Raw genomic sequence first — 14,392 nt, forward strand, 5'->3', positions numbered from 1 at the left:
ACGGGTGTGAAGAAGAAGAACGCAAAAAAAACAAAAACCCCACCCCCCCCCCCCCCCCCCCCCCCCCCCCCCCCCCCCCCCCCCCCCCCCCCCCCCGCCCGCGTCTGAAGGGCTCAGGCGTCCTGGCCCTGCTCCGCCTTCTTGCGCCAGCGGATGCCGGCCTCCAGGAAGCCGTCGATCTCGCCGTCGAGCACGGACTGCGGGTTGCCGACCTCGAACTCCGTCCGCAGGTCCTTGACCATCTGGTACGGGTGCAGGACGTAGGAGCGCATCTGGTTGCCCCACGAGTTGCCGCCGTCGCCCTTGAGGGCGTCCATCTTGGCCTGCTCCTCCTGGCGGCGCCGTTCCAGCAGCTTCGCCTGGAGGACGTTCATGGCGCTGGCCTTGTTCTGGATCTGCGAGCGCTCGTTCTGGCAGGACACCACGATGCCGGTCGGGAGGTGCGTAATGCGGACCGCCGAGTCGGTGGTGTTGACGCCCTGGCCACCGGGGCCGGAGGCGCGGTAGACGTCGATGCGCAGCTCGGTCTCGTCGATCTCGACGTGGTCGGACTGCTCGACGACCGGCAGCACCTCGACGCCGGCGAAGGAGGTCTGGCGGCGGCCCTGGTTGTCGAAGGGCGAGATGCGCACCAGGCGGTGCGTGCCCTGCTCGACGGAGAGGGTGCCGTAGGCGTACGGGGCCTTGACGACGAAGGTGGTCGACTTGATGCCGGCCTCTTCCGCGTACGAGGTCTCGTAGACCTCCGTGGAGTAGCCGTGGCGCTCGGCCCAGCGCAGGTACATGCGCTGGAGGCGCTCGGCGAAGTCGGAGGCGTCCACGCCGCCGGCCTCGGCCCGGATGTTGACCAGCGCCTCGCGCTCGTCGTACTCGCCGGACAGGAGGGTGCGGACCTCCATCTCCTCCAGCGCCTTGCGGACGGCGGCCAGCTCGACCTCCGCCTCGGCGCGGGTGTCCGGGTCGTCCATCTCCTCGGCCAGCTCGAAGAGGACGGCGAGGTCGTCGATGCGGCCCCGCAGCGTCTCGGCCTTGCGGACCTCGGCCTGGAGGTGGGAAAGCCGGCTCGTGATCTTCTGGGCAGCCTCCGGGTCGTCCCACAGGGACGGGGCCGCTGCCTGCTCCTCGAGCACGGCAATGTCTGCCCTCAGCTTGTCGAGGTCCAGGACGGCCTCGATCGACCCCATGGTCGAGGAGAGGGACTTCAGCTCTTCGGAAACATCGACGACTGCCACGGGTCCAGCGTAGCCGGTCCGCGGGCGGCGCTGTCCGGGCAGTCCGGTTCACCCGTTCTGATGATGGGCGATACGGGCGTACGCTCGCGGTATGACTCTCCTCCTCGTCAAGCGCCGCCATGTGGACCACATGCGTGTCACGACGACGAGCTGTCAGCCGCCGGACCGTTCTCAAGCCTGATCAACCCCGATCCGACTTGGTCCTGTACGCGGCTCACGCGGCCCCGGCGCCACCCCTGCCGGAGGCCCTCCCCCTCCGCTGCCCCGACACCTTTGGGGAACAGGACCCCGTGACATCCGAAATGGAGCCGTCATGCCGTCCGCGCACTCCCTCCCCGTCATCGATCTCTCCCAGGCCGACGACCCGGCCCGGCGGGCCGACTTCCTGAAGGCACTGCACGCCGCAGCCCGGGACACCGGCTTCCTGCACCTCACCGGGCACGGCATCACCGCAGCGGAGAGCGCTCGAATACTCGACGTGACCAGGGCTTTCTTCGCCCTTCCGGAGGCCGACAGGCTCGCCGTCAGCAACCTGAACTCGCCGCACTTCCGCGGCTACACCCGGATCGGCCACGAGCTGACCGGCGGAACCTCCGACTGGCGGGACCAGCTGGACGTCGGCGCGGAGCGCCCGGCGCCGGTCCTGAAGCCGGGCGACCCGGCGTACCTGTGGCTGGAGGGCCCGAACCAGTGGCCGGCCGCCCTGCCCGAGCTGCGCACCGTCGTCCTGGACTGGCAGACCCGGCTGGCCGCGGTGGCCCACCGGCTGCTCCAGGAGCTGCTGACCTCGATCGGCGCCCCGCACGGCTTCTTCGACGAGGCCTTCGCCGACCGGCCGCACCTGCACACGAAGCTGATCCGCTACCCCGGGTCCGCGCCGTCCGGGGCCGACCAGGGGGTCGGGGCCCACAAGGACTACGGGTTCCTGACCCTGCTGCTCCAGGACTCCGTCGGCGGCCTGCAGGTGGTCAAGGACGGCGGGTACGTGGACGTGCCGCCGATGCCGGGCGCGTTCGTGGTGAACCTGGGCGAGCTGCTGGAGATCGCCACGGAGGGCTACCTGATCGCCACCGACCACCGGGTGGTCAGCCCGCCGGGCGCGGTGGAGCGGTTCTCGGTGCCGTTCTTCTACAACCCGCGGCTGGACGCCGTCGTCGACACGGTGCCGGGCGAGTACCTGAGGCACGCCCCGGGGGTGCTGCACGACGCGTCGAACCCGCTGCACGCGGAGTACGGGCGCAACGAGCTCAAGGGGTGGGTGCGGGCCCACCCCGCCGTGGCGCGGCGCTGGCATCCGGAGCTGGTCGCGGCGTAGCCCGCCGCCCCGGCGCCTCAAGCCTCGGCGGGGATTCGGGGCGCCGCCCCGGACCCCGTTCCGTGCGCTTCGCGCCCGGTGCGCTCAAACGCCGCGCGGGGCTGGAGTTTCCAGCCCCGCCGGCGTTTGAGGCGCGGGGGTCCGGGGGCGGAGTCCCCGGACCGGGGAGCGGCTGCGGCGGCGGCCGCGGCTGGCGGCTAGCTAGCGCTTCGGCGGGGCCGAGTGCTTTGTCGCCGGGGCGCGGGGCGGCTCGTCGCCGGAGGAGGCCAGCCAGCTGCCGACGCCGAGCGCGGCGACCAGGCCCGTCGCGGCGGCGGACAGCACCAGCCGCCGCCGGCGGACCGTGTCCGCCCGGTGCCGGGCGGACCCCGGCCGGTGGCCTCCGGCCGGCCTCGGCACCCGGGCGGTGCCCAGCGCTCCCCCGGCCAGCTCGTCCGGCGCCGGCACCCGCATCGAGGTGTGCGTGTCCCGGTTGGAGTCGGTCGCGCTGCCCGGCACCAGCGGGACGACCCCGCGGCGCCTGACCGGGTCGGGCTGCCCCGGGGCCTCCCGGGCCTCGAGCTGCTCCGGCTCGGCGTCGTCGGGCTCGTCCACGTCCAGCGGCGGCATCCCCGCCAGCGTCGGCAGCAGGTCCCGCAGCCGGGCCGACAGCTCCGAGGCGCGCAGCCGCGAGGCCGGGGCCTTGGCCAGGCACTGCACCACCAGCTGCCACAGCTCGTCGGGGATCCCGGGCAGCGGGACCACCGTCTCCGTCACGTGCCGGCGCAGCACCGCGCCCGGGTGGCCGCCGCCGAACGGGGTGAACCCGGCCAGCAGCTCGTACAGCACGGTGGCCAGGGCGTATATGTCCACGGCCGCCCGCGGGGGCAGGCCCTCCACGATCTCCGGGGCCAGGTAGTCCGGTGTGCCGATGATCCGGGTCGCCGGGGCCGACGCGCGCCCCGCCGCGGCTGCCGACCCGGCCCGCTTCGGCGAGTCGATCAGCTTGGCCACGCCGAAGTCGGTCAGCAGGGCGGGGTGCGATCCGCCCGGCCCGAGCGGGCCCTGCATGTCGAGGAGTACGTTCTCGGGCTTGACGTCCCGGTGCACGACCCCGGCGGCGTGGGCCGCGGCGAGCGCGTCCGCGACGTCGGCGACGATCGCGACGGCCGCCTCGGGGGCGAGCCGCCGCTCCCGGTCCAGGCGCGTGCGCAGGTCCGTACCGCGCACCAGGTCCATGACCAGGGCCAGGTCGTTGCCGTCGACGACGAGGTCGCGGACGGAGACGATGTGCGGGTGGTCCAGGCCGAGCAGTGCGCTGCGCTCCTGGACGAAGCGGCCGACCAGTTCCTGGTCGGACGCGAGGTCCTCGCGCAGGAGTTTGACGGCGACGGGCCCGTCCGGCCCTTCGCCGAGCCACACCGTGCCCGCGCTGCCGCGCCCCAGGATCTGGTGTGCGGTGTACCGGCTGCCGATTTTCCGTGCCACAACTGCTCCCTCAGCGGCTGGCGTACGCCCCCAAAACTACGCGGCCGGAAGGGTGAAGGTCGCCGCGGATCGCGACGACCTTCACTTCTGCGGGCAAAATCAGGTCCCGGATGTCGACAAATCTACGAAGTCGGCTCCGTACAGGGCCGGTTCAGGGTGTGGTGCCGGTGCCGGTGCCACTGCCGGAGCCGGTGACCTCGCCGAGGGACGAGACCCAGTCGACGATTCCGGAGCCCCAGCTCCACACCTGGTCCCACCAGCCCTTGCCGGTGCCGATCCACTCCTGGAGCGGGGTGAGCTCCCAGATCAGCCAGCCCGCCACGAAGAACACCAGGATCATGACCAGGCAGCCCTTGAGGCAGCCGAGGCCCGGGATCTTGATGGGGTTGGCGCTGCGCCGGCGCGGCTCGCGCGGCTCCCGCGGGGCGCGCGGCTGCGCCGGGGCCTGCGGGGGCGCCTGCCGGGCCGGGGGCTGCGGGGCCTGCGGGGGCTGGTACGCGGGCTGCTGCTGCGGCTGCCGGTACTGCTGGGGCTGCGGCGGCGGGGGCGCCTGCTGCGGCTGCGGGTAGTACGGCTGCTGCGGGGCCTGCCGGTGCTGCGGAGGCTGCCGGTGCTGCGGAGGCTGGGGGCGCTGCGGCTGCGGCGGGTACTGCTGCTGCGGCGGGTACTGCTGCGGCTGGTTCTGGTGGTACTGCGGGGGCTGCTGCGGCTGCGGGGGCTGCTGGGGGCGCTGCTGCGGCTGCGGGGGCGCCTGCCGCTGCGGGCGGCGGCGCAGCGGGTCCTCGCTCGGGTCGAGGTAGTGCATCTGCGTCTGCTCGTTGCGCTCGCGCGCGGCGCGCATCTGCGTCTGCCACGGGTGCGGCTGGTCCGGGCGCTCCACGGGCGGCATGACCGAGGTCGCGGCCGCGTCCGGGATCCCGGGGGCGCCGGTGCTCGGCAGGACGGAGGTGGCGTCGTCGGCGCCGACCGGCGGCAGCACGCTGGTCATGGCGTTCGGGTCGTACGCACCGGCCGGGGCGCCGCCCGGCGCGGCGGCCGGGCGGGCGGGCAGCACCTGCGTGGGGTCGGCGGCGCCCGGCGTCTCGGGGACGGGCGCGGGCGAGGGGTCCGGCGCGAGCAGGGCGCCGACGCCGAGCGCGGCCTCGACCTCGTTGGGTGCGCTGTGCACACCGATGCCGGCGGCGACCACGCGCAGGCCGCGGGCCAGGTTCTCGGCGCTGGGGCGCTCGGTCGGCTCCTTGCGCAGGCAGCGCTCGATGACGATCCAGAGCGGCTCGGGCAGGGTCGGCGGGCGCTGCGGGTCCTCGTTGAGGTGCCGCTGGAGCACTTCGAGGGCGGTGGAGCCGGCGAACGGCGGGCGGCCGGTGACGAGTTCGTACAGCAGGATGCCGGCGCCGTAGATGTCGACGGCGGAGGTCTGCGGGCGGCCCTCGGCGGACTCGGGGGCCACGTAGGCGGGGGTGCCGACGAACTCGTGGGTGCGGGTCAGACCCGGGGAGTCGGCGAGCCGGGCGATGCCGAAGTCGGTGAGCATCGGCTTCATCCGGCCGTCGCTCTCGTCGAGGAGCACGTTGGCCGGCTTCAGGTCGCGGTGGACGATGCCGTCGGCGTGGCTGGCGGCGAGCGCGTCCGCGATCTGCGCGGTGAGCAGGGCGGCGGCGACCGGGGTGAAGGGGCCGTTCTCGCGGATGTACTTGTGCAGGTCCGGGCCGTTGACCAGGTCCATGACGAGCGCGAGGAGGTCGCCCTCGACGACGAGGTCGCGGGTGCGGACGATGTTGGGGTGGGTCAGGCGCAGCAGGACCGAGCGCTCCCGCAGGAAGCGCATGACGATGTCGGGGTCCTGGGCCAGTTCCTCCTTGAGGACCTTGATGGCCACGGTCTCGCCGGGCTGGCCGGCGACGGCCGCCTCCGCACCGGCGGTCTCACGCTGGCGGGCACGCCAGACGGTGCCCGTGGCGCCGCGCCCGAGCGGCTCCTCGAGCAGGTACTTGCTGCCGACTGGCCGCACGTCTCGCGCTCCCTGTGTCGTCCTGCGGTGGGTCCCGCCGGTGGTTCGTGTTCCTGGTTCGTTTTCCGGCCCACTCTAGGGGGTGTCCACCCGGAAGACGCGGGCTGCCGGAGGTTGGTTGCCGTACATGTGTACGAAGGGTGACGTTCGGAAGGTGTGCCGGAGGCGATTTTCCTCGGCTTTCCCCCCGGGTGCGATCATTCAAGATCATTTCTTGGGGAGAACCGGGCGTGTCGTCCGCGACAGGTGCGAGGATGCACCCGAACGGAGCGGCGGGGACGGGAGCCCCCGCCGGGTGGGGGTTTCGGGGCAGCCGTTGCGGCTGCCGTCGTCCCCTGCCGGGCGCACGAACCGCGCACCGCGCAGAAGGGATCGCTGACGGCGATGCAGATCCGGCTGACCGTCCTCGGGTCGCGCAGCGGCCACCAGACCGCGCCCGCCGGGTGTGACGTGCTCGTCACCGCGCCCGCCGGGACCGCGCTGGCCGCGGTGGCCTCCGGGCTGGCGGCGACCGTCGGCGGGCCCGACACCCCCCCGTCCACCGCCGGGGGTGCCCCGAGAGGCACCGTCGTGCTGTACGCCGGCACGGAGCGCCTCGACCCGCAGCGGCAGGTGCTCGGGGAGCCGCCGCTCGTCGACGGGGCGGTGCTGGGACTGCACGCCCCCGTGCCGGACGCCGCGCCGGACGCGGCCGAGGGCGCACAACTGCACGTGGTGGCCGGCCCCGACGCGGGCGGCGTACACCTGCTGCACCCGGGCGCGATCCGGATCGGCCGCTCGGCCGACGCGGACATCCCGCTGGACGACCCGGACGTGTCCCGGCTGCACTGCGCGGTGACCGTGGCGGCGGACGGGCGGGCGGCGGTCGCCGACCTGAACTCCACGAACGGCACGACGGTGGACGGCGCCGAGGTGGGCGCGCAGCCCGTGCCGCTGGCGCCGGGCGCGCTGCTCCGGATCGGCGAGTCCGCCCTGCGCCTGGCCGTCTCGGCCCCGGCACCCCTCCCGGTCGTCCCGGACCGCGAGGGCCACCTCTGCCTCCCGCCTCCGGCCGACGCCGCCGCCCCCGCCCCCGCCCCCGCCCCGACGACCACCGCACGGCCCGTCCCCGCCGTCCCGGCGGGCTCCCGCCCGGCGGGCACCGCGGGGTCGGGCGCAGTCGGCCCGGCGGGCGCAGCACCGGCCCGTCCGGCCGGCACCTCCGGCCCGGCGGAGTCCGGCACCTCCGCCCCGGCCGGCCGCGCCCCGTCCGCCGCCGGCCCCGCAGGACCCGAGCCGACGGGCTCCGGCCCGGCATGGTCCCGCTCCCCGGCCCCGGCGGGCCCCCGCCCGGCGGCATCGGGACCGGCAGGAGCGGTGCCGGCCGGCCCCGCCGAAGCCAACGGCCCGGCATGGTCCGGGTCCCCGGCCCCGGCGGGCCCCCGCCCGGCGGCATCCGGCCCTGCCGGCCCCTCCGCCCCCGCGGTACCCGGCTCGGGGTGGCGGGGCGGGTTCGGGGCCTGGGCACGGCGGTGGATACGGGGCGGGGAGGAGCCCGTGGCGTACGGTCCGGCGCCTGCGGCCGCGGCCGCCGTACCGGACGCCGACGACCCCGCCGCCCTGCTGCTGGCCGCCCTCGCGCCCACCCGGCGGCTGTGGTCCCGGCCGCGCGGCCGCCTCGACATCGGCCTCGGGGCCGGCAGCCGGGTCGCCCTCCAGGACGTCGGCGCACTCGGCATCGCCGGCCCGCGCGCCCGCCTGTCCGGGGTGGCCCGGTCGGTCGTCGCCCAGCTCGCCGCGCTGCACGCGCCCGCGCAGCTGGAGATCGTGCTGATCAGCAGCGACCGGGCCCGTCCCGTGGCGCAGCGGCGCGAGGAGTGGGCCTGGCTCGGCTGGCTGCCCCACGTACGGCCCGGGCACGGCCAGGACTGCCGGCTGCTCCTCGCCTACGACCGCGACCAGGCCGCGGCCCGATCCGCCGAACTGGCCCGCCGCCTCGACGAGGGCCCCCTCGGCGTGAACTGGGCCGCTGCCGACCACCGTGCCGTCCGCGAGGCGGCGGCCGCGTACGAGGGGCCGCACACCCTGCTCGTCGTGGACGGCGACCCCGGCACCTCCGCGGTGCGCGACCTCACCGGCCGGCTCGCCTCGCACGGGCCGGCTGCCGGGATCCACGTCCTGGTGCTGGCCGAGACGCCGGCCGCGACCCCCGCCTCCCCGCTCTCCGACACCTACGAGGCCGCCTGCGCGGCCGTCCCCGCCTTCCGGGACTGCGGCGCCGCCGCCGTGCTCAGCGGCGACGTGGCCACCACCGTACGGACCTTCGCCGTCGCCGGCGGCACACCCTGCCCGCCCGGCACCACCACCACCGCCGACGCCGTCTCCGCGGCCTGGGCGGAGCGGTTCGCCCGCGCGCTGGCCCCGCTGCGCGCCGGGACCGCCGGCGCCCCGCCGCAGCAGTCGGCGGCCGCCGCGCTCCCGCCGACCGCGCGGCTGCTGGACGAGCTGGGCCTGGCCCGGGCCACCCCGGCCTCGCTGATGGCCCGCTGGGCCGCGGCGACCGAACAGGGCCAGGGCATGGGCGGGCTCGCCGAGTTCGTGCTCGGCAGCGGCCGCGGCGGCCCGGTCGGAGCGGACCTGGTGCAGCACGGGCCGCACCTGCTCGTCGAGGGGCCGGCCGGGAGCGGCCGTACCGAGCTGCTCCGCTCGGTCGCGGCATCGCTGGCCGCCGGGGCGCGGCCCGACCGGCTGGCCCTCGTCCTGCTCGACGGCGCGGGCGGGGAGCGCGGCGACGGGCTGCTGCCCGCCGCCGACCTGCCGCACGTCTCCGCGCACCTGGTCGCCGCCGACCCGGGGCGGATGCGGGAGTTCGCGCAGGCCCTCGGTGCGGAGCTGAAGCGGCGGGCCGAGCTGCTGGACGGGGTCCCGTTCGCGGAGTGGCACGCCCGCCGGGAGCTGTCCGACCGGATGGTGTCGCCGCGCCGGCCCTCCCCGGCCGAGCAGGTCGGCGCCGAGCAGGGAGGCGGCGGTGACGCGGATCCGCCGCGTACGGGCACGCTGCGGCTGCGCGCCGCCGCCGTACGCACCGACCCGCCGGCCGGGCCCGGGCCGCTGCCCCGCATGGTGGTGCTGGTGGACGACCTCGACGCGCTGGTCGCGCCGGGCCTGGGCAGTGCGGGCCGGCCCGCCGCCGGGTCGGTGGTCCGCGCCCTCGAGGCGGTGGCCCGGGACGGGGAGCGGCTCGGCGTACACCTGGTGGCGGCCACCGCCCGCCCGGACCGTACGGCCGACACCGAGCTCGTCCGGAGCAGCCCGCTGCGGGTGGAGCTCGACGCGCCGGACCGGCCGGGCCCGGGCCGCGGCCTGCTCCGCTTCGCCGACGGGCGAACGGTCCCCTTCCAGGGCGGCCGGGTGACCGGCCGGATACCGCGGACGGCGACCCAGCGGCCGACGGTGGTCCCGGTGGAGTGGGAGCGGATGGGTGATCCTCCGGCCCGCCGGCCGGTGCGCGAGCTCGGCAACGGCCCGACCGACCTGGCCCTGCTGGCCAGCGCGCTGGACCGGGCGTCGCACCTGGTCTCGGCGGTGCCCGTGCTGTTCCCGGCCGCCCCCTGACCCCGCCCGCGGCGCCTGCGCGGCGCCCTCGCGGCTCCCCGCACGGCCCGGCACGCCGCCGCCGCGGGCCGTGACGCGGTATTGCGGGGGTGCCCGGCTCGGCGTAGACCTGTGGAACGGGTCACACCACGGGAATCGGGGGCGAACCATGCTCAGGCAGGGAACGAGCCGTACGAAGAACCGTAGAAGCAGCAGCCGTGCCTGGGCGGTCCTGGCCGCCGCGGGCGTCCTCGTCCTGAGCGGGTGCGGGGGCGGCGGGGGCTCGAAGGCCGATCCGCCTCCGGGGGCGACGGCCTCGGCCGTCCCGAGGGTGCAGTTACCGCGGCTGGACGGGGAGAAGCTCCAGGTCGCGGCGGTGTGGACGGGCCCGGAGCAGGCGAACTTCACGAAGGTGCTGAAGGAGTTCGAGAAGCGGACGGGCGCCTCGGTCACCTTCGTGCCGGCCCAGGACCCGATCGTCACCTTCCTCGGCACGAAGATCGCGGGCGGGCAGCCGCCGGACGTGGCGCTGCTGCCGCAGGTCGGGGCGCTGGCCGCGGCGGTGCAGAACAAGTGGGTGCAGCCGGTCGGCCCGGAGGCGAAGGCCCAGCTCGACGCGAACTACTCCGACGGCTGGAAGCAGCTGGGCGCGGTCGACGGCACCCAGTACGGGGTGTACTACAAGGCCGCCAACAAGTCGCTGATCTGGTACAACGCGAAGGCCTTCGAGGCGGCCGGGGTGCAGCCCCCGAAGACCTGGAAGGAGCTGCTGTCCGTCGCGGACACGCTGTCCGCCTCCGGCACCCCGGCGCTGTCGGTGGCCGGCGCGGACGGCTGGACGCTGACGGACTGGTTCGAGAACGTCTACCTCTCACAGGCGGGCCCGCAGAAGTACGACCAGCTCGCCAAGCACCAGATCAAGTGGACGGACGACAGCGTCCGGCAGGCGCTGACCACGCTCGCCGAGCTGCTGGGCCGCAAGGACTTCCTGGCGGGCGGACCGAGCGGGGCGCTGGCCACCGAATTCCCGAAGTCGGTGACGCAGACGTTCACCGGCGGGGACCGGCCGGCGGCCGCGATGGTCTTCGAGGGCGACTTCGTGGCGGTGAACATCGCCCAGACCGAGGCGAAGATCGGCAGCGACGCCCTGGTGTTCCCGTTCCCGGCGGTCGGCGCCAAGCCGCCGGTGGTCTCGGGCGGTGACGTGGCGGTCGCGCTGAAGCCGTCGAAGGGCGCGCAGGCGCTGCTGACGTTCCTGGCCTCGCCGGACGCGGCGGAGATCCAGGCCCGCGAGGGCGGCTTCCTGTCCCCGAACAAGGCCGTCAGCCTCTCCGCGTACCCGAACGACATCCAGCGGGCCATCGCCCGGGCCCTGATCTCGGCGGGCGACGACTTCCGCTTCGACATGTCGGACCAGGCTCCGGCGGCCTTCGGCGGGACTCCGGGCGCGGGCGAGTGGAAGGCCCTTCAGGACTTCCTGGCGAACCCGTCGGACGTGGCGGGCACCCAGAGCAGACTGGAGGCGGAGGCGGCCAAGGCGTACGGGAACTGATCCCGTGATGTCCTCGGCCGGTACGGGGGCGGCCGCGCGCCGGGCCGCCCCGTCCTCGCGGTCCGGGCAGGCCCGGCGCCGCCGCCTCGTCGCGGCGGCGTTCCTCCTCCCGGCGCTGGTGCTGCTCGGGGCGCTCGTCGTGCACCCGATCGGCTACTCCGTCTACCGCAGCCTCTTCGACCGCTCCGGCGGCCGCTTCGTCGGCGGGGACAACTACGCGGAGATCCTGCGCGACGACGCGATCCGCACGGCCGTGGAGAACACCGCGGTGTGGGTCGTGGTCGCGCCGGCCGCCGCAACGGCCCTCGGCCTGGTCTTCGCGGTGCTCACCGAACGGGTGCGCTGGGGCACCGCGTTCAAGCTGCTGGTCTTCATGCCGATGGCGATCTCGATGCTGGCGGCCGGGATCATCTTCCGGCTGGTCTACGACCACGACCCCGACCGGGGCGTCGCCAACGCGGTACTGGTCGCGGTCCACGACACCTTCGCCCCGGCCTCGGCGTTCCCGCGGGCCCGCCCGGGCCGGGACGCGCCGCTCGTCCCCGGGCAGGGCGCCGACGCGGGCGGCTACCTCACCCGCGAGCCGGTCCGGGCGGGCGAGCCGGTGCTCCTCCCGCTGGTCGGCGTCGCCCCGGAGGCGCTGCCTGCGGGCACCCGTACGGCCCGGCCCGCCCCGGCCGAGCCGGGCCGGGTCACGGGGACGGCCTGGCAGGACTTCACCCGGGGCGGCGGCGGCCGGACCAACGCGGTCGACCCGGCGGAGTCCGGCTTCGCCGGAATGCGGATCGAGGCGGTCGAGGACGGCCGGGTGGTGGAGTCGGCGACGACCCGCGCGGACGGCACGTTCAGCATGTCCGCGAAGGCCGACGGGGCGCTGCTGCGGCTGCCCGCGTCGAACTTCCGGGAGGCGTACGCGGGGGTGGACTGGCTGGGCCCGTCGCTGGTCACCCCGGCGGTCATCGGGGCTTACGTGTGGATGTGGGCCGGGTTCGCGATGGTGCTGATCGCGGCGGGGCTGGCGTCCGTGCCGCGGGAGCTGCTGGAGGCGGCGCGGGTGGACGGGGCGAACGAGTGGCAGGTGTTCCGCCGGATCACCGTCCCGCTGCTGGCGCCGGTGCTGGCGGTGGTCCTCGTCACCCTCGTGATCAACGTGATGAAGATTTTCGACCTGGTGTTCGTGATCGCGCCGGGCGCGGTCCAGGACGACGCCAACGTCCTGGCCCTCCAGCTGTACCGGACCTCCTTCGGCACGGACGCCGACCCGGGGCTGGGCAGCGCCATCGCGGTACTGCTGCTGGTGCTGGTGGTGCCGGTCATGCTCTACAACATCCGCCGCATGCGCCGGGAGGCCCGCCGATGAGCTTCGCGCACACCGCAGCCTCCCGCGTGGCCGGCGGGGCGGTCCGCGTCTTCCTGGTCCTCGCGGGCCTGTTCTGGCTGCTGCCCACGCTGGGGCTGCTGGTCTCCTCCTTCCTCGACCCGAGCGACCTGAACGACGGCGGCTGGTGGCAGGCGCTGACCGCGCCGGCCCGGCTGACGACCGGGAACTACGAGCGGCTGCTCGCCGACGACGCGATCACCGGCTCGCTGCTGAGCACGGTGGCCATCACCGTGCCGGCGACCCTGCTGGTGCTGGTGCTGGGCTCGTTCGCCGGGTACGCCTTCGCCTGGCTGGAGTTCCCGGGCCGGGACTGGCTGTTCCTCGTGGTCGTCGCGCTGCTCGTCGTCCCGGTGCAGGTGGCGCTGATCCCGGTCTCCGAACTCTTCGGCGCCATCGGCCTGTTCGAGACCACCGCCGGGGTGGTGCTGTTCCACACCGCGTTCGGACTGCCGTTCGCGGTGTTCCTGCTGCGCAACTTCTTCGCGCAGATCCCGCGGGAGCTGCTGGAGGCGGCCCGGCTGGACGGGGCCGGCGAACTGCGGCTGTTCGCCCAGGTGGTGCTGCCGCTGGGCGGGCCCGCGATCGCCTCGCTGGGCATCTTCCAGTTCCTGTGGGTGTGGAACGACATGCTGGTCGCGCTGGTCTTCGCGGACTCCTCGCACCCGCCGGTCACGGTCGCCCTCCAGCAGCAGGTACGGCAGTTCGGCAACAACATCGACATCCTCGCGCCCGGCGCTTTCCTGTCGATGGTGGTGCCGCTGGCGGTGTTCTTCGCCTTCCAGCGGCAGTTCACGACGGGGGTGACGGCCGGCGCGGTCAAGTAGCGCGGTCCGGCGGAACGGCCGGGTTCACGGCCGGGACCGGCCCCCGCCTCACGCGCCCCGGAGCCCGCTCCGGTCCCCCTGGCCACCCCGTCCCTGTGGCCGTCACGCCGCCCCCGCCGGCTTCCGCGGCCGCTTCCGGTTAATCGCCAGCGGGCCGCCTGCTTCTGCGCCACCATGGGAGCGCCTTGCCCTTGGAGTTGACCGTCGGGCGTCCCTGCACGGAAGAGGTGTCACCATGGCATTGACCGCACCGTGGAACGCGGAGTTGGCCGGCCGGCTCGTGGAATCGAACTTCGCCCAATGGCAGTACGGCGCACGTTTCCTTCCCGTGGAAGCCGTACCCCTGCACCCCGTGGTGGAGGAGGCGAGCCGGCTCGTCCCCGACAGCGGGGTCGAGCGGCACCGGTTCTTCGAGGTGGCGGCGGGCTCCCGGCCGGCCCTGGAGTTCTGGGTCTCGCAGGAGCTGTTCGTCACCGGCGTCTTCGCCCAGCTGCTGTCGCTCGCCTCCAGCGCCCTGGTGAACGTTCACCAGCGGGCCCGTTTCAACCTGGTCCTCCAGGGGGAGCACGGAGGCGTGAAGGACGGCGTCGCACGGGCAGCACACCCCTGGCTGCTGCACCGGCTCGCCGACAGCATGGGCATCGCGCCCGACTCCGCGACCCCCGCCGAAGCGACGTACGCGTTCCTGCGGGACCTGGCCTCTGCCATGAGCTCACCGGTGGCGGCGCTGGGTGCGCTCGGCGTGGGGAACGAGCAGATGCTGGTACCCGAATACGGCGCAGTCAAAAGGGCTTTCGAAAGCGCGGCGCCCGAAGTCGAGCACGGCGATTTCCTTGACGCCAACATCTATGAGGATACGGAGCACTCGGCCCTCATCGGGCATATAGCATCCGAGCTGATCGCCCACGATCCGTCGCTGGCCCAGGACTACTTGGCGGCCGCCCGCAGTTCCGTCTCCGCGCGGCTGCGGTATTACGACAGGTTGGCCGATCTCTTCACCTGACCGTTTCCGTCCGACCAACCGACGTTTGGGGAAT

9 protein-coding genes are annotated in these 14,392 nt (G+C 74.8%); 6 read left to right on the plus strand and 3 right to left on the minus strand.

Annotation, left to right across the window (positions count from 1 at the left end; translation table 11 throughout):
• Window positions 1–113: 113 nt before the first annotated feature.
• Complete coding sequence (gene prfB / locus AC068A_RS34005; RefSeq protein WP_478590144.1) at window positions 114–1,232, minus strand: peptide chain release factor 2; 1,119 nt, start codon at window positions 1,230–1,232, stop codon at window positions 114–116.
• Window positions 1,233–1,545: 313 nt separating this feature from the next.
• On the opposite strand from prfB, the gene AC068A_RS34010 reads away from it, so the two are divergent.
• Entirely contained in the window at window positions 1,546–2,547 is a 1,002-nt protein-coding gene (locus AC068A_RS34010) for an isopenicillin N synthase family dioxygenase (protein ID WP_478590145.1), read from the plus strand.
• A gap of 201 nt (window positions 2,548–2,748) precedes the next feature.
• Here the strand turns inward: AC068A_RS34010 and AC068A_RS34015 are convergent, their stop codons facing one another.
• Window positions 2,749–4,014 (minus strand): serine/threonine-protein kinase, encoded by a 1,266-nt coding sequence (locus AC068A_RS34015; RefSeq protein ID WP_478590146.1) that lies wholly within the window; start codon window positions 4,012–4,014, stop codon window positions 2,749–2,751.
• Window positions 4,015–4,165: 151 nt separating this feature from the next.
• Window positions 4,166–6,025, minus strand: coding sequence for a serine/threonine-protein kinase (locus tag AC068A_RS34020; RefSeq protein ID WP_478590147.1), 1,860 nt, complete (start codon window positions 6,023–6,025; stop codon window positions 4,166–4,168).
• A gap of 384 nt (window positions 6,026–6,409) precedes the next feature.
• On the opposite strand from AC068A_RS34020, the gene AC068A_RS34025 reads away from it, so the two are divergent.
• The 5 genes from AC068A_RS34025 (at window position 6,410) to AC068A_RS34045 (ending at window position 14,358) form a co-directional block, all read left to right on the plus strand.
• Window positions 6,410–9,619 carry an FtsK/SpoIIIE domain-containing protein gene (locus AC068A_RS34025; protein WP_478590148.1) on the plus strand — a complete coding sequence of 1,070 codons (3,210 nt, stop codon included), beginning with the start codon at window positions 6,410–6,412 and terminating at the stop codon, window positions 9,617–9,619.
• A 148-nt stretch (window positions 9,620–9,767) separates the two neighbouring features.
• On the plus strand, window positions 9,768–11,150 hold the full coding sequence (locus AC068A_RS34030; protein ID WP_478590149.1) for an ABC transporter substrate-binding protein: 1,383 nt from the start codon (window positions 9,768–9,770) through the stop codon (window positions 11,148–11,150).
• 7 nt (window positions 11,151–11,157) lie between these two features.
• The gene (locus tag AC068A_RS34035) at window positions 11,158–12,510 is read left to right on the plus strand and encodes a carbohydrate ABC transporter permease (protein ID WP_478590150.1); all 1,353 of its coding nucleotides are present in this window, start codon (window positions 11,158–11,160) and stop codon (window positions 12,508–12,510) included.
• Window positions 12,507–13,355, plus strand: a complete 849-nt coding sequence (locus AC068A_RS34040; protein WP_478590151.1) for a carbohydrate ABC transporter permease — start codon at window positions 12,507–12,509, stop codon at window positions 13,353–13,355. The genes AC068A_RS34035 and AC068A_RS34040 overlap by 4 nt, the downstream gene beginning before the upstream one ends.
• Window positions 13,356–13,590: 235 nt before the next feature.
• Window positions 13,591–14,358 carry an iron-containing redox enzyme family protein gene (locus tag AC068A_RS34045; protein WP_478590152.1) on the plus strand — a complete coding sequence of 256 codons (768 nt, stop codon included), beginning with the start codon at window positions 13,591–13,593 and terminating at the stop codon, window positions 14,356–14,358.
• Window positions 14,359–14,392: the final 34 nt, after the last annotated feature.

Source organism: Streptomyces sp. NPDC043854, assembly GCF_056436005.1.

Bases quoted from the DNA above. Each gene is read 5' to 3' on its own strand.
- AC068A_RS34010 (WP_478590145.1), top strand. From the start codon at position 1,546: ATGCCGTCCGCGCACTCCCTCCCCGTCATCGATCTCTCCCAGGCCGAC.
- AC068A_RS34025 (WP_478590148.1), top strand. From the start codon at position 6,410: ATGCAGATCCGGCTGACCGTCCTCGGGTCGCGCAGCGGCCACCAGACC.
- AC068A_RS34030 (WP_478590149.1), top strand. From the start codon at position 9,768: ATGCTCAGGCAGGGAACGAGCCGTACGAAGAACCGTAGAAGCAGCAGC.
- AC068A_RS34035 (WP_478590150.1), top strand. From the start codon at position 11,158: ATGTCCTCGGCCGGTACGGGGGCGGCCGCGCGCCGGGCCGCCCCGTCC.
- AC068A_RS34040 (WP_478590151.1), top strand. From the start codon at position 12,507: ATGAGCTTCGCGCACACCGCAGCCTCCCGCGTGGCCGGCGGGGCGGTC.
- AC068A_RS34045 (WP_478590152.1), top strand. From the start codon at position 13,591: ATGGCATTGACCGCACCGTGGAACGCGGAGTTGGCCGGCCGGCTCGTG.